Annotated in this window: 22 protein-coding genes; 6 read left to right on the forward strand and 16 right to left on the reverse strand. The window is 64.0% G+C overall.

Going from position 1 to position 17,467, the window contains the following annotated elements; translation table 11 throughout:
• Positions 1-68: 68 nt before the first annotated feature.
• The 15 genes from AC1PMG_RS01845 to ilvD all read right to left on the reverse strand — a co-directional run bounded on the left by AC1PMG_RS01845 (position 69) and on the right by ilvD (position 10,215).
• Positions 69-377, reverse strand: a complete 309-nt coding sequence (locus AC1PMG_RS01845) for a cyclic-phosphate processing receiver domain-containing protein (protein WP_481110446.1) — start codon at positions 375-377, stop codon at positions 69-71.
• A gap of 126 nt (positions 378-503) precedes the next feature.
• Positions 504-650, reverse strand: a complete 147-nt coding sequence (locus tag AC1PMG_RS01850; RefSeq protein ID WP_481110447.1) for a hypothetical protein — start codon at positions 648-650, stop codon at positions 504-506.
• 106 nt (positions 651-756) lie between these two features.
• The gene (locus AC1PMG_RS01855) at positions 757-1,083 is read right to left on the reverse strand and encodes a hypothetical protein (RefSeq protein WP_481110448.1); all 327 of its coding nucleotides are present in this window, start codon (positions 1,081-1,083) and stop codon (positions 757-759) included.
• A 189-nt stretch (positions 1,084-1,272) separates the two neighbouring features.
• Positions 1,273-1,575: a hypothetical protein gene (locus tag AC1PMG_RS01860; RefSeq protein ID WP_481110449.1), complete on the reverse strand. Its 303-nt coding sequence runs from the start codon at positions 1,573-1,575 to the stop codon at positions 1,273-1,275.
• Positions 1,576-1,657: 82 nt separating this feature from the next.
• Positions 1,658-1,894: a DUF1161 domain-containing protein gene (locus tag AC1PMG_RS01865; RefSeq protein WP_481110450.1), complete on the reverse strand. Its 237-nt coding sequence runs from the start codon at positions 1,892-1,894 to the stop codon at positions 1,658-1,660.
• A 218-nt stretch (positions 1,895-2,112) separates the two neighbouring features.
• The gene (locus AC1PMG_RS01870) at positions 2,113-2,649 is read right to left on the reverse strand and encodes a hypothetical protein (RefSeq protein ID WP_481110451.1); all 537 of its coding nucleotides are present in this window, start codon (positions 2,647-2,649) and stop codon (positions 2,113-2,115) included.
• An 85-nt stretch (positions 2,650-2,734) separates the two neighbouring features.
• Positions 2,735-3,193 (reverse strand): hypothetical protein, encoded by a 459-nt coding sequence (locus tag AC1PMG_RS01875; protein WP_481110452.1) that lies wholly within the window; start codon positions 3,191-3,193, stop codon positions 2,735-2,737.
• A gap of 135 nt (positions 3,194-3,328) precedes the next feature.
• Positions 3,329-3,703, reverse strand: a complete 375-nt coding sequence (locus tag AC1PMG_RS01880) for a hypothetical protein (RefSeq protein ID WP_481110453.1) — start codon at positions 3,701-3,703, stop codon at positions 3,329-3,331.
• 151 nt (positions 3,704-3,854) lie between these two features.
• Complete coding sequence (locus AC1PMG_RS01885; protein WP_342074534.1) at positions 3,855-4,241, reverse strand: hypothetical protein; 387 nt, start codon at positions 4,239-4,241, stop codon at positions 3,855-3,857.
• 83 nt (positions 4,242-4,324) lie between these two features.
• Positions 4,325-4,732 (reverse strand): hypothetical protein, encoded by a 408-nt coding sequence (locus AC1PMG_RS01890; RefSeq protein ID WP_481110454.1) that lies wholly within the window; start codon positions 4,730-4,732, stop codon positions 4,325-4,327.
• 75 nt (positions 4,733-4,807) lie between these two features.
• Positions 4,808-4,957: a DUF4265 domain-containing protein gene (locus AC1PMG_RS01895; protein WP_481110455.1), complete on the reverse strand. Its 150-nt coding sequence runs from the start codon at positions 4,955-4,957 to the stop codon at positions 4,808-4,810.
• Between the two features lie 141 nt (positions 4,958-5,098).
• Entirely contained in the window at positions 5,099-5,467 is a 369-nt protein-coding gene (locus AC1PMG_RS01900) for a hypothetical protein (protein ID WP_481110456.1), read from the reverse strand.
• Between the two features lie 797 nt (positions 5,468-6,264).
• Entirely contained in the window at positions 6,265-6,669 is a 405-nt protein-coding gene (locus AC1PMG_RS01905; protein WP_481110457.1) for a hypothetical protein, read from the reverse strand.
• 471 nt (positions 6,670-7,140) lie between these two features.
• Positions 7,141-7,599 (reverse strand): hypothetical protein, encoded by a 459-nt coding sequence (locus AC1PMG_RS01910; RefSeq protein WP_481110458.1) that lies wholly within the window; start codon positions 7,597-7,599, stop codon positions 7,141-7,143.
• 777 nt (positions 7,600-8,376) lie between these two features.
• Complete coding sequence (gene ilvD, locus AC1PMG_RS01915) at positions 8,377-10,215, reverse strand: dihydroxy-acid dehydratase (protein WP_481110459.1); 1,839 nt, start codon at positions 10,213-10,215, stop codon at positions 8,377-8,379.
• A gap of 244 nt (positions 10,216-10,459) precedes the next feature.
• On the opposite strand from ilvD, the gene AC1PMG_RS01920 reads away from it, so the two are divergent.
• The 6 genes from AC1PMG_RS01920 (at position 10,460) to AC1PMG_RS01945 (ending at position 15,940) form a co-directional block, all read left to right on the forward strand.
• The gene (locus tag AC1PMG_RS01920; RefSeq protein WP_481110460.1) at positions 10,460-11,821 is read left to right on the forward strand and encodes a glycoside hydrolase family 5 protein; all 1,362 of its coding nucleotides are present in this window, start codon (positions 10,460-10,462) and stop codon (positions 11,819-11,821) included.
• Positions 11,822-11,923: 102 nt separating this feature from the next.
• The gene (locus AC1PMG_RS01925; protein WP_170268090.1) at positions 11,924-12,481 is read left to right on the forward strand and encodes a DUF1190 domain-containing protein; all 558 of its coding nucleotides are present in this window, start codon (positions 11,924-11,926) and stop codon (positions 12,479-12,481) included.
• 34 nt (positions 12,482-12,515) lie between these two features.
• Positions 12,516-13,697, forward strand: a complete 1,182-nt coding sequence (locus AC1PMG_RS01930; RefSeq protein ID WP_481110461.1) for a glutathionylspermidine synthase family protein — start codon at positions 12,516-12,518, stop codon at positions 13,695-13,697.
• Positions 13,698-14,058: 361 nt separating this feature from the next.
• Positions 14,059-14,367, forward strand: a complete 309-nt coding sequence (locus AC1PMG_RS01935) for a hypothetical protein (protein ID WP_267085637.1) — start codon at positions 14,059-14,061, stop codon at positions 14,365-14,367.
• 158 nt (positions 14,368-14,525) lie between these two features.
• Positions 14,526-14,909, forward strand: a complete 384-nt coding sequence (locus tag AC1PMG_RS01940) for a hypothetical protein (RefSeq protein WP_481110462.1) — start codon at positions 14,526-14,528, stop codon at positions 14,907-14,909.
• Complete coding sequence (locus AC1PMG_RS01945; RefSeq protein ID WP_481110463.1) at positions 14,906-15,940, forward strand: hypothetical protein; 1,035 nt, start codon at positions 14,906-14,908, stop codon at positions 15,938-15,940. Before AC1PMG_RS01940 ends, AC1PMG_RS01945 begins: the two co-directional genes overlap by 4 nt.
• A 66-nt stretch (positions 15,941-16,006) precedes the next feature.
• Here AC1PMG_RS01945 and AC1PMG_RS01950 read toward each other — a convergent pair whose 3' ends face one another.
• The gene (locus tag AC1PMG_RS01950; RefSeq protein WP_481110464.1) at positions 16,007-17,305 is read right to left on the reverse strand and encodes a DUF58 domain-containing protein; all 1,299 of its coding nucleotides are present in this window, start codon (positions 17,303-17,305) and stop codon (positions 16,007-16,009) included.
• Positions 17,306-17,467 lie beyond the last annotated feature (162 nt).

The following is a 17,467-nucleotide window of genomic DNA, read 5'->3' on the forward strand; positions in this document are numbered from 1 at the left end:
TTGGAGCAGTGGGCACGGGCCGAACAAGCAGTCCGCTTCTCCATGATCTCGGCCGCATCGCAATGAGATCATGCACCGGGTCTGTTCTTTGCCGCTAGCCGCTCGATCGCCTCGATGCCAAGACGCATCTTATCTCTCGCCGAGGTGTTTGCAGAATGGACGTGCATCCTGGGCGGAACGAAGGACCGAAGTGCCACTGCTTCCTCGATCCAGAGCACCACGTCGTAACCGGTTCCGCGCGCATCGTCGCCGAGATCATGGTCCAGGCTGAGTTCCTCTACCTTCCCGGTTTGGAGCAGCGCGATGACGTCATCCGGCCAATAGGCCCTTGTCCATCCCGCGGGTGTCTCGCGCTCATCGTCCAGAAATACACGCATGGCAATTGGCACCTGTTCTCGGATCGGCGGGTGCGCGCATCGCCCCGTACGCGACGAACCTACTACAGTCCAAGGATCGGCGCGATCTCGCCCCGCCGCAAGACAAGGGCGAAGCGGCGCGCCGCATCAGCCTGGGAGCGGCTCGGGCAGCTCCTGTTTTGGCGTCAGCGCGGGAACATCCAGGTCAGAGATCTGCAAGCGGCAATGCCTGTCACGGATGCTTTCGCGCAGCTCCGTCGCCGCGCCGGCCCCCATCGTCGCGAAATTCAGCATCCGTAGCAGCTTATGTATTAACGCAAGGCGCCTCCGGCGCGGATTGGCGCCGGCGTACTGCATCTTGTGCCGTAGATGTCGGCAGTTCGGTTCGCGGTCGAATACATCACACCTTCAGACTCGCAAGAGCGATGATGTGCCTGGCTTTCTCGTCACCAAGCGCGCCTACTTCCGCTTCCTGAATGATGCCGCGACGCAAAAGGACGGCGAAGACGAGGATGAGCTGAGAATAGCGGTAGTCGTATGTCTGAGCGATTTCGCGCTGCTTTTTTACGGCCTGGTCGACCAAGGGCCATAGAGCGTCCGGCGTGTCGATGCTTGCGGCACTGCGTTTGAACTCTTGGAGATAGGCTTGGAGTTCGCGGTGAAGCGCGGCGTCGAACAGTGCCCTGGCTGCCTTTTTCTCGGAAGCGCTCCAGGTCATGTCATGCATGGCGGCTTTCTCTTTCCGGGTACCCAGCCTGTCATGAATCATGCCAGAGCGGGGCTGGATGCGATAAGGGGTGGCTTACGCTGGCGATGCCGGTCGGATGCATCACCTGATCACCAGGCGTGGCTTGCACAACGCAGTTGTCACGAGCAGAAAATCCGCACGGATTTCCATGCAAAACTCCCCGGACGGTCAGTCGCTCTGCCTCCAGGCTTTGATGGACAGGGTCACGCGCTGGCGGGTCTCGGCATCCGCCTTGCGAACCAGATACGGCGACCGATTGCCCAACACCCCGGGCGCGGTCGACTGCACGCGCTCGGCGAGCTGCGCGATGAAATCACGCCCGAGCGTCTGGAACTGCGCAACTTCCTGGGCAGTCAGCGCCATGGTCCACGTGTAACCGACGGGGCCATGGCTGCAGTTGACGTCGAGCAGCAGCGTCTCGCCATCGCGAAGCAGGAACCAGGCGTGCGGTTCGTGCTCCACTACCTGCATGACGCCCTCCTGTGATGCGCGAGGACGACGCCTTGCACGCGGACGCACCACTTGGGCTGCATGACGTGACCGCGCATGCCCATTAGGTTGACGGCTTGTTCTTGCTGTACACGATCTTCTTGCTTCCCGCCGCACAACTGCCGATGACCTTCCGATCCTTGACGTCGGCGTTGTCGACGATGTCCAGCGTGTAGTCCTTGACGCCGTGGGCATCGAGTTTCGCGGTGAGCTCGGCCTTCAACTCCTCGCAGTATCTGCTGGCCGCGAAAGCGGACGAGGAGGCGAAGGCGAGCAGGAGAAGCGCGATGGCCTGTTTCATGATGGCACCGATAGTCGACGAGAGAGAACGAGGTTGCTGGAGAAAACGCCTAAGGTGTGGCGGTTTTGCTGCGGGCGTCGGCCTGGTCGCTTGCGGGAGCCGGGCCGCCGCGCCGAGTGTAGCAAGCGCAGATTGCGTCGACCGCTAACGCCACCGCAGTCGGTGGGCGGCCGGTCCGGAGGAGCGGGACGCCGACATTGCGACATGGATCATCGCATTCAGGGATCGACCCAGACGCCTGCGTCGTACATCAAACGCATGGTGTAGTTGAGCTGCAGCGTCTGGTTCGGGCCGCAGGCGATCTGCGTGGTCTTGTCCGACACGCCAGGCCCGGAAACGGAGATGGACGAGGCGGATCGGAGTGGATCGAACAGGCTGTACCGGTAGCCGCCGTTGCTGAACTCGATCGATGCGTTTCCGTTGGGAAACGTGTTGTAAGTGAAAAGACCCGTCGGCGGCTTCTGCTGTGCGGGGTACTGCAGCACCAGCTTGCCGCTCTCCGACGCTCGGTACTGAAGGTAGCCCGCGGTCCGGTTGACCGCCTTCGACGAGCATAGCGAAAACTCTCGCTTGCGCGTCTGGCACGTCCACAGGGTGAGCTCGTCCTTGCCGCACAGCGGGCTGTGCTGGTATTCGCTCTCGGACTCCTGCAGTGTCGCTTGGGTGATGGATGACACCGGCTCAGACGCTGGTGCTACGAGCGGCAGGACCGTCAAGGTCGCTGTCATGGCAATGCTTGCCATTGTCTTCTTCATGATGTGCCAATCCCGTTGTGCCGGGTCATGTCAGAGGAGAGTCGGGGAGGAAAAACGACGGCGTCGCCTCTTGCAGCACGGAGGTCTAATGCGGAGGCCGGGACCTTGCCAATAGCGTCCGAGCGCGCCGGCCCAGCTTGTCGCGATCTCTCAAGTAGATCGTAGGAGTATGGGTGACCGCAACGGTGGTCGCTGCCTGCAGTGGTGAGAGCTGGCTAAGCGGCTTGCCGAATTCCCGATCGGCAAAGCTGCTCAATCCATGATCTGTGCCGTTGTAGGAAAGAATGCAGTAGAGGCCGTACATGTGCGACTCGTCGAAGTGCATCGGTAGCAGCGCGCTCCAAAGCGCGTTGCGCACGTGCGACTGACCTTGCGCCAAATCCGGGTAGACGAGGGACGTCACCAGGCGAGCCGCATGCGGGGAGGGCGACCCCACATTCGCATCGATCAGCCTGCGGATCGCTTCGGGAGGAGCGGCGTCTTCTGGATTGGCCTGGGCGAGCAGATCGCGGATTCGGGCCAGATGTGGGCGGACAGAGCGCATCGTAAGCGACCAGTGCGACAAGCGTTGCCAGCAGGAGCAGCGCCGTTCCCTTTCCAACGAATTTGATGATCTTGATCATGGGCGTCAGCCAACCCTCGGGCGACATTGACAGGTGTAGTCGCGTTCCGCACGCGACTACAGCAGCTGGCGTTGTTCCGCCGCGCGCCGGAACACCCAGCCGACGAGCAAGCCGAGGCCAGTGGAAGCGAGCAGTTGCAGCCATTCCAGAGCGACAAACATGGCTGGTTCGTCCGCCATGTCCGGCGGAAATAGCGCTGCGACCATATCCGCGAAGACGGCGTACACGACCAGGATGAGGCAGGCGTGCGCGAGGCGGTGTTGCGCCACACGCAATGCGAGGTGTGCGAAGAGTGCGGCGCATAGGAGGAAAGAGAGAAGGGTCCAGGCATTTACCAAGCCGCCTAAGTCGAATAAGCCGCTGAAAAAGCCAACGCCGCACTGGAGAACAAACAGCAGGGCGGCATAGGCAAAGATCGATTTCCAGCGCATGGTCGGCTGTACGGGGCGCGCGATCAACGAGCGAAAAGTGCGTCGCGTGCTGGGAGGGCGGGGACACTCCGCATCGAGCAAGCGACGCGCTGCGCCTGTCCGATGCCGGCTCTGCGCTGACGCGCCGTGTCGCCCGACGTTGCCAGCGTCATCAACGCAGGGTGCCCTCGGCGACCTTGCGCCCGCCCTCATAGGCGATGAACGACCTGTCTTTTTCCAAAACGTGGAACTGCTCGATGCAGCTCAGAGACACGGCAGCGGTTTCGCCTGGTTCGATCTTCTGCTGCGCTTTGGGAATGCGTACTGCACACATGACGTCCTTACTCTCACCGGAGAATCGCACCTGTGGGCGGTAGTTGTCGTAGATCGCGTTGTCGCGCCCTACCTTTCCCTGGCGCGTCAGCAAGGTGAGCGAGATCGGCACAGCGGCATCGGCGGGGTAGGTCACTACCGCATCTTGGGGATTGCCCGCCGTGGCAGAAAAACAAAAGGCCAGCAGTGCGAGTGCAAGAAGCGTACAGCGGCGGAGCGATTTCATTGGGCGGTCTGCCTTGTTGGGTGGGAAATGGCGCCTGAGCCGTGAACCAAACCGGCTCGGGCCGGTCTTGCCGGCATCGAGGCTCAGGCGTGTGGCCCGAGCATCAGGGTGTACGCGCGAATGCTAGCCGACCTGATCTGATCCTTGGTCATCGATTTGTTGCCGCGCACCGCCTCGGCAGGAACGAGCATGACCGTCGTCCGCCCATCGCCGGTGTTCCAGCCAAAAGCCACGAATTTCTTGTCGGCGAGGAACGACTGATCCCCGTCTTCGACATCCGAACACAGGATGCTGCCGTTCGGCTCGGTGTTGCTCGATGCGGTGACATGCACCAGGCCGATCGCGCTATCGACGAGCACCTGATCCCTGTGGCCGGCCGAATTGACCCTCCCTTCCACAACCGAAGCGGTGTGGCCGAGAGACACGAGATGACCGGCGACGATCGACGCCAGGTGCTTTTTGCGATCGAGTTTGCTCTTGCCTGTAATCATAGGGTGTCCTGTCGATCAGCAAGGATGCGTGGATGGAACCGGACCACGCATGGTGCCCGCTTGGATGACGCCTTGTCATACGGCTTCCGTTGGGTGTGCATGCCTCTTGCAGGTCAACGGGGGAAAGACCGTGTCTTGCCAGGAGACGTCGTCAGCATAGAAGGGCGATTTGTCCAGCGTGTATCGGTCATCACCGAGTGGCACTGCCCAAGGCGTTTCGACCATGGCCCCGCCCTCATCGTCTGGGACACGGAACAACACCGACAAGTCGATCGGCTGGAGACATGTGCTGCGGCGCCCGGCGTCTTGTTAGAGGGCAAGCGTTAGAGCGTCGCAGCGAGTGGCGCGGGAGATTTGCATCGTTTGTTAGGCGTTCTTCTCTGGCGCTGAACCAGGCCCAGCGTCTAAACCCGACGGGTCCGAGCCAAGCAGGTCCTCAAAAAGCATGGTCGCGTCATCTGGTTTGATTCCTGGATCAGCCATCTTATAGAGCGTGTCGAACACGGCCTCATAGGATGCCATGCGATAAAGGAGGGACAGGTCGCGCCTCGATGCTCCCAAAGAAAGCAGTCGTTCCAGGACAGGGCCGACATCCCCGAATGGACCATCGGGCTGCTGCTGCGATGTATTGATTACATTGTCGATCCAGACCTCCTGCATCGGCGAATTGATGATTTCGCTCCATAGTGAATCTAGGAACTCTTCGCGGCTTGGGTACTCATCAGAATCATTCATGTTGTAGTGGTCTTGTATGCCTAGGAGTGAGTTTTGTATCTGACGTCTGAGTTAAGCCGAGTCGCGAAGGGGCGTCGGCTTGAATAAATTGTTAGGCCCCGTAATAACGCAAAACAACACGCCACAAACGAGACCGATAAAGCCGCCAGCTACGAAATTGGCAAGATAGGGCTGCGAGCCAACGCCTAGAAGCATGAGACTGCCCGGTAGCGAAAATGTTCCGGCTATGGCAGCACCAGCGCATACACTGAGCCAGCTCAAATAGCCAGCGCGCCGAAGCCACGTGACGTAGGGTAAGCCGATAGCGACCATCGTTCCATATGCGATGGGTAGGCCGAAAGAAAAGTAGATTACAACGGCAATGGGCCAATCCTTGAGCCCTGGCAGCCCCTCCCGCACTAGAGCAGACGCCAGCGAGTACAGCAAGAATGCCACTGGCGCCCCGAGAGGAGCGATAAGTGCACCTAGCAGGATCGATCTTTTGGTCTGCAGTGAGTTCATGCCGACGGCCTAACACTGGAAATAAGCCGCGTGCCGTAGGCACGTCGGCTTGATTGACTGGTTAGGCCAGGATGGCCCAACGAAGGTGGGGCGCCGGAACGAGGTGCCGACGACCGTATTGTCTGGTGCTGCGTCCGATGCAGGGCTTGCCACGTTGACCATCCGTTGAGGTGACCTGCCAAGTGTCAGGCGGCGCGGTGGTTGGTGCAACCGGGAGCGCCAAGCCAAAGAAGAAGCCACACGCCTAACGCTTGAGATAAGCCGCATGCCGTAGGCATGTCGGCTTGATTGAATTGTTAGGCCGCGGCGCGCCGGAACTCAATGACATAGTTCTCTCCGGATACGCCAGCGACCCTCCCCACGAGATCGTCCCGCACGGCAAAGGTCTTGGGAATCTTGCTCCCATCTTCGCCGCGCTGTACACGATCCGGCTCCAGTGCGCGAGCAAGCACTAAGCGGACCATAGCGCCAGTGTCAAAGGCACGAACGACGTTGGTGCGAAATTCCGTATTGCCGGGACCTGACCAGCGATCAAAGCGGTCGCCGAATGCCAAGATGTTTGGCCCGTAGCCTTTGATGTGGTGATGATTCCAGAGGCTCACTACCAACGTGTCGTCATCGACCCACGAGCTCACGGACCAGTTGACGTTCTTGAGTGTGGCCCCGTAACGCCGGAATGCTTCAGAGATACCAAGCTTCATAAGCAGCCTAACACCTGAGTTAAGCCGCGCCGAGAAGCGGCGTCGGCTTGAATGAATTGTTAGGGCGCACCCGCTGCTTCACCCCTGATGGATATCTATCACGTGCCGAGGCTGGAACCATAGCTTCATGCCAGCCTGCAGCCGGTCTGTGCAGTGCGGGTCGTTGTCTAGCGCGCCCCGGTACCAGCCCGCCTTGCACTCCAAGACCTGTACCCACATGCGCTCGCCGTGCTCGACCTCCTCGCCGGACGCGTCAGGGCCCAGGATGTAGAACCGGAGCTTAGCTATGTCGCCGGGTGCGAGCCCACGGCGGGCTTCTGCATGCGGGATCCAGAACGACTCCGGGCTCTCGGCATGGGCCTCTTCGCCGTCCGATAGCCACCAGCCGTCGTGTTCTCTTGTAGCGAGTCGCGGTGTGCTCACCTGTGCGCCCTAACGCCTGAATTAAGCCGCGCCGCGTTGAATGAATTGTTAGGCGCCAAGCCCGGGTTCTCCGCGGTAGGGCGCCAAAAGAAGGTTGTGCACGTTGTTCAAGCGAGTCAGAAGGCTAGAAATTGAACTACTACGGGTTGATAGTTCTTTGGAAAGCGCCTGAAGTTCCTCCGAACTGCACGGCTGTCGCCGGAACATGACCAGCGAAGCCTGATGGGCAACATAGTCTCGATGAGGAATCTCGGCTTGGAGATCTTTGACAAGCTGAGAGTCTGAGCATGTCTTTGCGAAGACCTTCAGGAGTGTGCCAAGCGCTGCGTTGTCATAGTCGCTGCCCGTGAAGCCGAAGTGGAAGTCGCGACCCACGCGATGCTTGGCGATATTGAAGTAGTTACGCAAGTAAGTCTTTAGCAGTGCCTCGATAAGCTGGTAGCCGCCAAGCGTCAAGTTGGCGATCTCTTGATAGCTCTTTACTTCAAAATCCCGATCTGCGTCCATGGCGCCTAATGCTTGAATTAAGCCGCGCCGCGAAGCGACGTCGGCTTGAATGAGTTGTTAGGCCGGCGACGGCCGCGACCGGAGTAGAGATTGAATGTATGCCGAACTGGAGCCATCCCAGCCGCAGATGGCACATTGCCCTGAAATGAACTCATGTGGACACTTTGGAGTGCCATACAGAATATGAGCGCACTCTGGACAAAGCGATGACATGCTTGAAGCCGTTGCGATATATCGGCTCCCGCATTCATCGCACTTCCCAGAAGTTCTTTCCATTGCGGCCTAACTACTATGGGACCGTCCAAAAGCGGTGATGTCCCAAGTATCCACCAACGCCGGACGTCTGCAAAGCGGAAATTCCCACCCTGCATCAATGACTTGCCTTATGGTGGTCGCGGCTCCGTGCGCCAATGCTGGTTACGTTATCCAACGTTCGAGCTGGCGTATGAGTTACACCCATGACGATGAAGGCGTAACGGCGCATCAACCGCCGAGGTTGCTGGAGCAGGTGCGTGGCCGGTTGCGGCTTCGGCATTACAGCCTGCGTACCGAGCAAATGTCTGTTGGCTGGATGGGGCGCTTCATCCTAGTCAATGGTGAACGGCATGCAGCGCGAATGGGGTAGGCCGCGCAGATCCTCCGCATATGCCGTGGTGTCCAGAAAAGCAGCATAGCCGTGGGCGTTTTCGGTCCCGCGTCGGGACTGAAGTCCCTCCCACAGTGCAGTACCTGGACGCCATGAAGACCGCGGCAACCCACGGCCTTCATGGCAACGCTTCACCCCTCCAACATCGCCTTGTCCCGCACCGCCCCCTTGTCCGCACTGGTCGCAAGCAGTGCGTAGGCCTTCAGCGCCGTGCTCACCTTGCGCGGGCGCGGCTCAGCCGGCTTCCAGCCGCGTGCATCCTGTTCTGCACGGCGCGTGGCCAGCTCCGCGTCGGAGACCAGCAGGTCGATGCGGCGTTGGGGGATGTCGATGCGGATGCGGTCGCCGTCGCGGACCAGGCCGATGGCGCCGCCGGCGGCGGCTTCGGGCGAGGCGTGGCCGATCGACAGGCCGGAGGTGCCGCCGGAGAAGCGGCCGTCGGTGAGCAGGGCGCATTGCTTGCCCAGGCCCTTGGACTTCAGGTACGAGGTCGGGTACAGCATTTCCTGCATGCCGGGGCCGCCCTTGGGGCCTTCGTAGCGGATCACCACGACGTCGCCGGCCTGCACCTCGTCGGCGAGGATGCCCTTGACCGCGGCGTCCTGGCTTTCGAATACCTTGGCGTTGCCCTCGAACACGTGGATGGATTCGTCCACGCCGGCGGTCTTCACCACGCAGCCGTCCTCCGCGATGTTGCCGTACAGCACCGCCAGGCCACCCTCCTGTGAATAGGCGTGGGCGACGTCGCGGATGCAGCCGCTGGCGCGGTCGGCGTCCAGGCTCGGCCAGCGCGTGGCCTGGCTGAAGGCGACCTGGGTGGGGATGCCGGCCGGTCCGGCCTGGTAGAAGGTCTGCACGGCGGGGTCGTCGCTCTGGGTGATGTCCCACTGCGCGATGGCGTCGGCCAGGCTGCGGCTGTGCACGGTGGCCTGGTCGGTGTGCAGCAGGCCGCCGCGCGCCAGTTCGCCGAGGATGGCGACGATGCCGCCGGCGCGGTGCACGTCCTCGATGTGGTACTTCTGGGTGTTCGGCGCCACCTTGCACAGCTGCGGCACGCGCTTGGACAGGCGGTCGATGTCGCGCAGGGTGAACGGCACTTCGGCCTCCTGCGCGGCGGCGAGCAGGTGCAGGATGGTGTTGGTGGAGCCGCCCATGGCGATGTCCAGGGTCATCGCGTTCTCGAACGCTTCGAAGGTGGCGATGCCGCGCGGCAGCGCGCGCGGGTCTTCGGCGCCATACCAGCGGTGGCACAGTTCCACCGCGGTGCGGCCGGCCTTGAGGAACAGTTGCTCGCGGTCGGCGTGGGTGGCGACCACGGTGCCGTTGCCGGGCAGGGCCAGGCCCAGCGCTTCGGTCAGGCAGTTCATGGAGTTGGCGGTGAACATGCCCGAGCAGGAGCCGCAGGTGGGGCAGGCGCTGCGCTCGAACGCGGCGACCTTCTCGTCGGAGGCGGTGGGATCGGCGGCGATCACCATCGCGTCGATCAGGTCCAGGTTGTGGTCGGCGAGCTTGGTCTTGCCGGCTTCCATCGGCCCGCCGGAGACGAACACGGTGGGGATGTTGAGGCGCAGGGCGGCCATCAGCATGCCGGGGGTGATCTTGTCGCAGTTGGAGATGCACACCAGCGCGTCGGCGCAGTGCGCGTTGACCATGTACTCGACCGAGTCGGCGATGATCTCGCGGCTCGGCAGCGAGTACAGCATGCCGTCGTGGCCCATGGCGATGCCGTCGTCCACGGCGATGGTGTCGAACTCCTTGGCCACGCCGCCGACGCGCTCGATCTCGCGCGCGACCAGCTGCCCGAGATCCTTCAGGTGCACGTGGCCGGGCACGAACTGGGTGAAGGAATTGGCGATGGCGATGATCGGCTTGTGGAAGTCGGCGTCCTGCATGCCGGTGGCGCGCCACAGCGCGCGGGCGCCGGCCATGTTGCGGCCGTGGGTCGAGGTCTTGGAGCGATAGTCGGGCATGGGAGCAGCGAACGAGCGGGCGGGGAGGCTGGCGATGGTGGCGCGATCGGATCGTTGCTGCTGCAACCGTCCTGGGCGCCCACCGGTGGGCCGACCACGTTAGCACGCAGGCTGGCGCCGCCGCGCGCCGGCCGGGAGTGCGAAGCGGGTCGCAGACCCGCCTGCCTGCGCTTGGCAGACTGCGGAGGCCGGTGCGTCAGGGGGCGTAGGCCCGGCTCGCCCATCATGACCACAGGAGGTGTCCATGCTCCGGCATGTGCGTTCGTCGTCTTCCGCTGTTTCCTCCCCCACCCCGTCCCTCGCCTCCACCCCGGCCGATCCGGGCCGCCGCAGCGTGCTGCGCGCCGGTGTCGGCATCGCCGCCGGCGCCGCGCTCTGGGGCCTCGGCGGCCAGGCCCGCGCCGCGGGCTCGCTGCCGTTCGCCGGCCTCAACCTGTCTGGGCTGGCGTCCAACAACTTCGTGGACAACGCCGTCATCGACCGGCACTACCGCGACATCCGCGACCAGCACATCGCCGCCGCCGGTGCCTGCCCGCTGTTCCGCCTGCCCACCACCGCCGCACGCTTCAGCATCGGCCAGGGCATGCCGCTCAACGCCACGTATTGCGATCAGGTCGAGAAGGTGCTGAATCGGCTCGCGCAGCGCGGCAAGGTGGCGATCCTGGAGTTGCACGACTACATGCGTCTGCCGATCAAGGTCGCAAGCAAGTCCGGTTACCGGCGCGATGGCTCAGGGCAGTTGATCGGGCCGGACGGACGCGCGGTCACCGACCCCGCCGACCAAGCGGTGTGGAACGGGACCTACCGCAAAGGCAATTTCCTGTACCTGGCCTACTTCGATCCTGCCGACAATCTGCTCAAGCTCTACGAGTACCGCGTGATCGGCACGCCGGGCTGCACGCTGTACAACGCCGCCGGCCTGCCGGATCTGTGGAGCCGCATCGTGCAGCGCTTCCGCTCGCATCCGGCGATCTTCGGCTGGGGCCTGATGAACGAGCCCTACGAGGGGCCGGAGTACAACGCCGACGGCAGCAAGCTGGTGATGGCCGACCATTGGCTGCGCACCGCCACCGCCACCGCGGCGCGCATCTTCGATTTCGACCGGTCGCATTACGTGTTCGTCTGCGGCAACGAGTACGCCAGCGCCCGCCGGTGGAAAGAAGCGTCCAACGACCTGGACAAGATCCCCGACCCCTACGACCGCATCGTCTACGAGGCGCACAACTACCTCGACAACGAGGGCCGCGGAGGCGGCGCCTGGGCCAATCCCAATGAAACCGTCGCGCCGGATACCGGTATCGAGATGGTCATGCCGTTCATCGACTGGCTGGCGCACAGAGGCAAGCGCGGCTTTCTCGGCGAGCACGGCTATCCGGCCGGCAACGCCAGCGCGGAACTGGCGACCACGCGCATGCTCGCGCACCTGCAGGCCAACAACATCCCCAGCACGCAGTGGTGCTTCGGTCCCGGTTGGCCGGACAACGACGTGCTGGGCATGAGCCGCGACGTCGGCATGGACATCCAGGTGAAGTCCAACATCGCCGCGGTGCAGCCGTATTTCGACGCGCGCCTGTCCAGCTACGTGCCGCCGCCGCCGAAGAGCTGACGCGTCGCGCGTGCGTCCGCAGTGATGCCCAACCGCCGGCTGCGGGTTTCCGCGGCCGGCGGAACCGGGCATCATCGTGGCTGGACTCAGGAAGACGTTGCCATGAAAAGGTCGAAGACGACCGCGTTGTTGCTGATGAGCGCCGCGCCGTTGCTGTTCACCGCGTGCGGGCGCGAGCCGGAAGCGAAGGCGCAGGAAGGCCTGTACACCTCGGTGGACGCCTGCGTGGCGCAGACCCACGACATCGCCACCTGCCGCGAGGCCTTCGCGCAGGCGCAGAAGCAGGCGGCCGAGCAGGGACCCAAGTACGCCAGTCGCGAGCAGTGCGCGCAGGACTATTCGCAAGATCGCTGCGTGGAGCAGCGCGACAGCCACGGCCATTCCTTCATCGGGCCGATGATGACCGGCTTCTTCCTGTCGCAGATGCTCAACAACAACCGCGCTGCCGGTTTCAATGCGGCCCCTGCCTACCAGGACCGGCAGAACCAGTGGCAGCGGCCGGCGTCCTATTCCGGCGGTGCCGGTGCGGCGGCCGCCAGCGGCACGATGCTGCGCGGCAACCAGACCATGACCCACATCGGCGCCACGCCGAACCGTGCGGTCACCGTCAGCCGCGGCGGTTTCGGCGAATCCGCCGGTGGACGCGGCTTCGGCAGCTGAGTACCGCTTTTTCTCTCTTCGCACGAGACCCCGCATGAAACGCATCGCGATCGTCGAGCGCGGCGACTGGCGCGCCCAGGCCGCGGAGTACGGTTTCCGCTTCCACACCATCGACGGCCAGCGCTACTGGGACGAACGCGCCTACTACGCGTTCAGCCTGCGCCAGATCGAACGCGACCTGGAAGATCCCAGCGCCGAACTGCACGCGATGGCGATGGGCCTGCTCGACGAGATCGTCGCCAGCGAGGAGCTGATGCAGCGGCTGGCGATCCCGCCGGCGTTCCGCGACTGGATCGCGGACAGCTGGCGGCGCCGCGAGCCGCATCTGTACGGGCGCCTGGACCTGGCCTACGACGGCCGCGGTCCGGCCAAGCTCTACGAACTGAACTACGACACGCCGACCTCGCTGTTCGAGTCGGCGTTCTTCCAGTGGCAGTGGCTGGAGGACCAGCGCGCGCAGGGCCGCCTGCCGGACGACGCCGACCAGTTCAACTCCATCCACGAAGCCTTGCTGGAGCGCTTCGCCGCGCTCGCCGGCGGGCTGCCGCCGCCGCTGTACTTCGCCGCGGTGCGCGACTCGGAAGAGGACCAGGGCACGGTCGCCTACCTGCGCGACTGCGCCGCGCAGGCCGGCGTCGCTGGCGAGCTGATCGCGATCGAGGACATCGGCTTGTCCAGCGACGGCCGCTACACCGATCTGGACGACACGGTGATCGGCGCGCTGTTCAAGCTGTATCCGCTGGAGGACATGTTCGCCGAGCGCTTCGGCCAGGCGCTGCCGGGATCGGGCCTGCGCCTGCTGGAGCCGCCGTGGAAGGCGTTGCTCAGCAACAAGGGCATCCTGCCGCTGCTGTGGGAGCGCCATCGCGGCCATCCGAACCTGTTGCCGGCCGCGTTCGATGACGGCAGCGCATTGCCGCCGGGTTGGGTGCGCAAGCCGCTGCATTCGCGCGAGGGCGCCAACATCGTGCTGCACCTGGACGATGGCCGCGTGCTGGAGAGCGACGGCCCCTATGCCGGGCCCTACATCCGCCAGCAGGCGCATCCGCTGCCGGCGTTCGAGGGTCGCTACCCGATGGTCGGCAGCTGGATCGTCGGCGACCGCGCCTGCGGCATCGGCATTCGCGAGGATGATGGCCCGATCACAAGCGACAGCGCGCGGTTCCTGCCGCACGCCATCGTCGAGGACGCGCGAACGGGTGTGCTGTATGCGTGAGTCGGTGTCGCGCGCCGATGCGGCGTCGCCTGGCGCGCCGCACCGGCATCGCAACGACGGAACACCCTTGGCTGCCTATGCGGACCAGGTGGCGGTGCGCTGCCATCGCTGTGGCGCGCCGGGGTGGGTGCTGGCGCAGTGGGAGCCGTATCGCTGGCAGGCGCGATTCCGTTGTGGCCAGTGCGCTACTGGGCTGGACAGCGACGCCGACGACTGGGTGGGAGCCGTGCAATTGGAAGGCCATCGCGCCTGCGGCCATTGCGGACACAAGTGGGTGCGGGTCCGTGCGACGTCGACCGGTGCAACCCCGGTGCCCGCGAACTTGCCCGGGCGTTGCGCGCATTGCGGGAAAAGCAGCGCGGTGGCCGTCACCACGTACCGCGTGCGCGACGGCTCGCCCCACGATCCGCATTTCGGCATGCCGCTGGCGCTGGTCGCGCCGACCCGCGCCGGCCTGCTGTGGGCCTACAACCCGCGCCATCTGCAGGAGTTGCAGGACTACGTGGCGGCGACGCTGCGCGAACGCCGCGGCCTGTTCGGGCGCTCGATGGTGGCGCGGTTGCCGGCGTGGATGAAGCTGGCGCGGCATCGGCCGCTGATGCTGCGCACCTTGCAGCGTCTGCAGCAGGCCAGTGCGCAGCTGCCGTCGGTGCCTGCGGCGGCAACGTAGCGGCGGCGTCTGCGGTTTCATTCTTCGCCGTGAATGCGGCCGGCGCAGTCGCGCCACGCGCGACGCATGCGAAATGTCTACGATGTGATACTCGTCACGATTGACCGGGCTTGCCCGTCTGACGAAGATCGACATCGGGGAGTGCTGCGGGGGCCGGCATGTCTGCATCTCGTATTCGCGCCAGAGTGGTGGTGCTGCTGGCGTGCGTCGCAGCCAACTGCAGTGCGTGCGCGGTGGTGACGGTCTCCACCGCGCGAGAGGACGTGGTCGTGCGTGGCCTGTTCGGCGCACGCATCGCCACGACGGGATTGGCCCCTGTGGCGATCCGTTCGCGCGGGCTGGGAATTTCGCAGACCCCGCGCGCGTGGACGCTGGGCTGGCACGCCGAAACCGCGATCTATGCTCCCCCGGATGCGGACGCATGCCGCATCGTGCTGATGTCCAATACCGAAGCCGAGGTCCGCCGCCTGCTTGCGATCCTGCAGGCCGGCGGTGGCGATCTGTCTCAGCTCTGCATCGCATCACAGGAGGTGTCACGATGAAAACGTCTCTGGCTTGTTTCTCTGTTCTGCTGTTGGGCGGCTGCGCGCATCTGGAGCAGGCGCCGTTGGTCTATGCTTCAAAAACCACCTTCGGTGTTGACATCTCTAGTGCCTCCACCGAAAACCCAGGGATTTCTATGAATGTAGGCTACAAACAAGTGGACGCCGCATATGTGCCGGTGGCTGTGGCGCGTGCATGTCGCGAACCACGGATTGGTAGCCCCAGCACTCCGCAGACCGGCAGTCCCAGCACTTTTATTGGTTCCTGTTCTGGCCCGCAATATGATCTGAAAATAATATCGGGCAGCTCGAAGCGTGGAAGTACGGACAAAGAAGGAGCAGGTGAGAGCCGGGCGGACAAGGCGGTACAGTACATCAATGCATTCCGTCGCTACGCGGACGCCGCTAGTAATGCGAAAGCTGCTGGTCAGAAGGTAGAAGAAATCGATGCCGAACTCAGTCAAAAAGAGCAAAAATGGAAAACTCTTTCGGTGCAGAAAGCGCAATACGATGCGGCTGTGGAGCGCAATAATAAGCTGCCTATATCTCGACAGGATTCAGAATCTACTACGTTTGACACGGAAGCAATGGCTTCAGTTGATAATACTCCGGAAATCCAGCGCCTCATGCTATTGCCCAGCGACTTGGCGTTCATGCGTGACTATTCAGAAATAGTAAAGGGGTTGAAGGAGAAGCGGCAGTTAGCCAATGAAGATTATGAAAGCAAGAAGAGCCTGGTGTCAGCACTGGAGGCCGAGGCGGCTGCAGCTAAGGCTTTCATTAGCCAGAACGATCGTGGCGACGCTTACTCAGTCTTCGGTAGCTTCGATGGCGCCAGCGACGCCGACAAGGAAGGCGCATCGATCGGTCTCGGGAAAATGTTCTCTACCGGAGTGGCTTCACAGAACCTTTCCGAGGCCACAGCTATCGCTCTGTGCTACAAGGCTGCTGCGCGCCTAGCCGAAAAGCTCCCACAGAACGAGTTGATCGAAGTCTTGAAAGACTGCCGCGAGCGCCTGGCGTCGCGTTAGCGTGAGGCGTGGAGCACGCCGCTGGCCCGATGCTGATGCAGCCCCTGGCCGGCGTTGCGTTGCGGCCTACAGCAACCCGTCGCGCTTCACCGCCAGGTAGCGCTCGATCAGGGCGGCGGGCAGTTCCTCGCCGGTGACGTCGAGCACCATCACGCCGTGGCTGCGCAGTGCGTCGTGCGCGGCGCTGCGTTGTTGCAGGTAGCGCGCCACCGCGCCGGCCTGCACCGCCTGCGGCAGCTCGTGCACGTCCTCCGCCAGCGCCTGGTCCAGTTCGCGCTCGCGCAGGCTGGCCACGCACACCAGGTGGCGGCGCTGCAGCAGGCGCACGGCGGCCAGCAGGTCTTCGATGTCCTCGTCGCGCACGTTGCTGACCAGCATCACCAGCGCGCGGCGGCGCTGGCGCAGCGACAGTTCGGTGGCCGCGGTCAGGTAATCGGTGGCCACCGGCTGCGGCTGCAGGTCGTAGCTGGCGCGCAGCAGCACGTCGACGGTGGCCATGCCGCGCTGCGGCGCCACCCAGCGCGCGTCGCCGCCGCTGGCCATCATGCCCACCGCGTCGCCCTGGCGCAGCGCCAGGTACGACACCACCAGCGACGCGTTGAGCACATGGTCGAAGTGCGACAGGCCGCGCTCGCTGGCCAGCATGCGTCGCCCGGTATCGATCAGCATCAGCAACTGCTGGTTCTTCTCGTCCTGGTACTCGCGCGAGATCAGCTTGCGTGCCCGTGAGGTCGCTTTCCAGTCGATCTGGCGCAGGCTATCGCCGACCCGGTATTCGCGCATCTGGTGGAAGTCGGTGCCTTCGCCGCGGCGCCGCTTCAGGTGCGCGCCGACCAGGCGCGAGGCCTGTTCGGCGCTGAACAGGGCGAAGCGGGTCAGCGGCGCGAAGTTCGGATACACGCGCACGGTCTGTGCGGACCCGGCCAGGCGCTGCTGCCACCACAGGCGCCAGGGCGCATGCAGGCGCAGGTGGGTGCCGTCGAAGACGAAGCGGCCGCGCGCGGTCGGACGCAGTCGATAGCGCACCTGGGTCTGATGCGCGGCGGGCAGGGTCATGCGCTGCGGCAGGCCCTGCAACTCCCAGCCGCTGGGCACCAGGTCGAACAGGTCCACGCGCTGGCGCTGCGCGCTGTCCAGGTGCAGCACCACGTCGCGCTGCACACCCAGCGGCAGCGCTTCGGGCAGCTCGCGGCGCACCTGCGGCGTCGGCCGGCGCCACAGCCGCCACGCATCCAGCGCCGCGACCAGGGCGATGCCCGCTGCGACCGCGTGCCAGCTCCACAGCGGCAGCCAGCCCAGCGCCACGGCCAGGCCGTACAGCGCCCACAGCGCGAGCAGGGCCAGCAGGAGCGGGGCGGGTCTCATTGGGTGGCCGGGATTGGGGAGTGGGGAGTGGGGATTCGTAAAGGCGCGCAATGGGGTCTGCAGCGCTGCGTGGCGCTGCGACGGGGTCGGGACACAGGGAGTGCGGTACAGCAGATCGACCAAGACGCTTTGACGTCAGCGGCATGCGCCGCCGCAGCGCTC

The organism is Xanthomonas sp. NCPPB 2250 (genome assembly GCF_056725265.1).

Bases quoted from the DNA above. Each gene is read 5' to 3' on its own strand.
- AC1PMG_RS01875 (WP_481110452.1), bottom strand. From the start codon at position 3,193: ATGCGCTCTGTCCGCCCACATCTGGCCCGAATCCGCGATCTGCTCGCC.
- AC1PMG_RS01850 (WP_481110447.1), bottom strand. From the start codon at position 650: ATGCTGAATTTCGCGACGATGGGGGCCGGCGCGGCGACGGAGCTGCGC.
- ilvD (WP_481110459.1), bottom strand. From the start codon at position 10,215: ATGCCCGACTATCGCTCCAAGACCTCGACCCACGGCCGCAACATGGCC.
- AC1PMG_RS01940 (WP_481110462.1), top strand. From the start codon at position 14,526: ATGTCTGCATCTCGTATTCGCGCCAGAGTGGTGGTGCTGCTGGCGTGC.
- AC1PMG_RS01865 (WP_481110450.1), bottom strand. From the start codon at position 1,894: ATGAAACAGGCCATCGCGCTTCTCCTGCTCGCCTTCGCCTCCTCGTCC.
- AC1PMG_RS01890 (WP_481110454.1), bottom strand. From the start codon at position 4,732: ATGATTACAGGCAAGAGCAAACTCGATCGCAAAAAGCACCTGGCGTCG.
- AC1PMG_RS01930 (WP_481110461.1), top strand. From the start codon at position 12,516: ATGAAACGCATCGCGATCGTCGAGCGCGGCGACTGGCGCGCCCAGGCC.
- AC1PMG_RS01945 (WP_481110463.1), top strand. From the start codon at position 14,906: ATGAAAACGTCTCTGGCTTGTTTCTCTGTTCTGCTGTTGGGCGGCTGC.
- AC1PMG_RS01885 (WP_342074534.1), bottom strand. From the start codon at position 4,241: ATGAAATCGCTCCGCCGCTGTACGCTTCTTGCACTCGCACTGCTGGCC.
- AC1PMG_RS01895 (WP_481110455.1), bottom strand. From the start codon at position 4,957: ATGGTCGAAACGCCTTGGGCAGTGCCACTCGGTGATGACCGATACACG.
- AC1PMG_RS01905 (WP_481110457.1), bottom strand. From the start codon at position 6,669: ATGAAGCTTGGTATCTCTGAAGCATTCCGGCGTTACGGGGCCACACTC.
- AC1PMG_RS01860 (WP_481110449.1), bottom strand. From the start codon at position 1,575: ATGCAGGTAGTGGAGCACGAACCGCACGCCTGGTTCCTGCTTCGCGAT.
- AC1PMG_RS01920 (WP_481110460.1), top strand. From the start codon at position 10,460: ATGCTCCGGCATGTGCGTTCGTCGTCTTCCGCTGTTTCCTCCCCCACC.
- AC1PMG_RS01855 (WP_481110448.1), bottom strand. From the start codon at position 1,083: ATGCATGACATGACCTGGAGCGCTTCCGAGAAAAAGGCAGCCAGGGCA.
- AC1PMG_RS01910 (WP_481110458.1), bottom strand. From the start codon at position 7,599: ATGGACGCAGATCGGGATTTTGAAGTAAAGAGCTATCAAGAGATCGCC.
- AC1PMG_RS01870 (WP_481110451.1), bottom strand. From the start codon at position 2,649: ATGAAGAAGACAATGGCAAGCATTGCCATGACAGCGACCTTGACGGTC.
- AC1PMG_RS01880 (WP_481110453.1), bottom strand. From the start codon at position 3,703: ATGCGCTGGAAATCGATCTTTGCCTATGCCGCCCTGCTGTTTGTTCTC.
- AC1PMG_RS01925 (WP_170268090.1), top strand. From the start codon at position 11,924: ATGAAAAGGTCGAAGACGACCGCGTTGTTGCTGATGAGCGCCGCGCCG.
- AC1PMG_RS01950 (WP_481110464.1), bottom strand. From the start codon at position 17,305: ATGAGACCCGCCCCGCTCCTGCTGGCCCTGCTCGCGCTGTGGGCGCTG.
- AC1PMG_RS01845 (WP_481110446.1), bottom strand. From the start codon at position 377: ATGCGTGTATTTCTGGACGATGAGCGCGAGACACCCGCGGGATGGACA.
- AC1PMG_RS01900 (WP_481110456.1), bottom strand. From the start codon at position 5,467: ATGAATGATTCTGATGAGTACCCAAGCCGCGAAGAGTTCCTAGATTCA.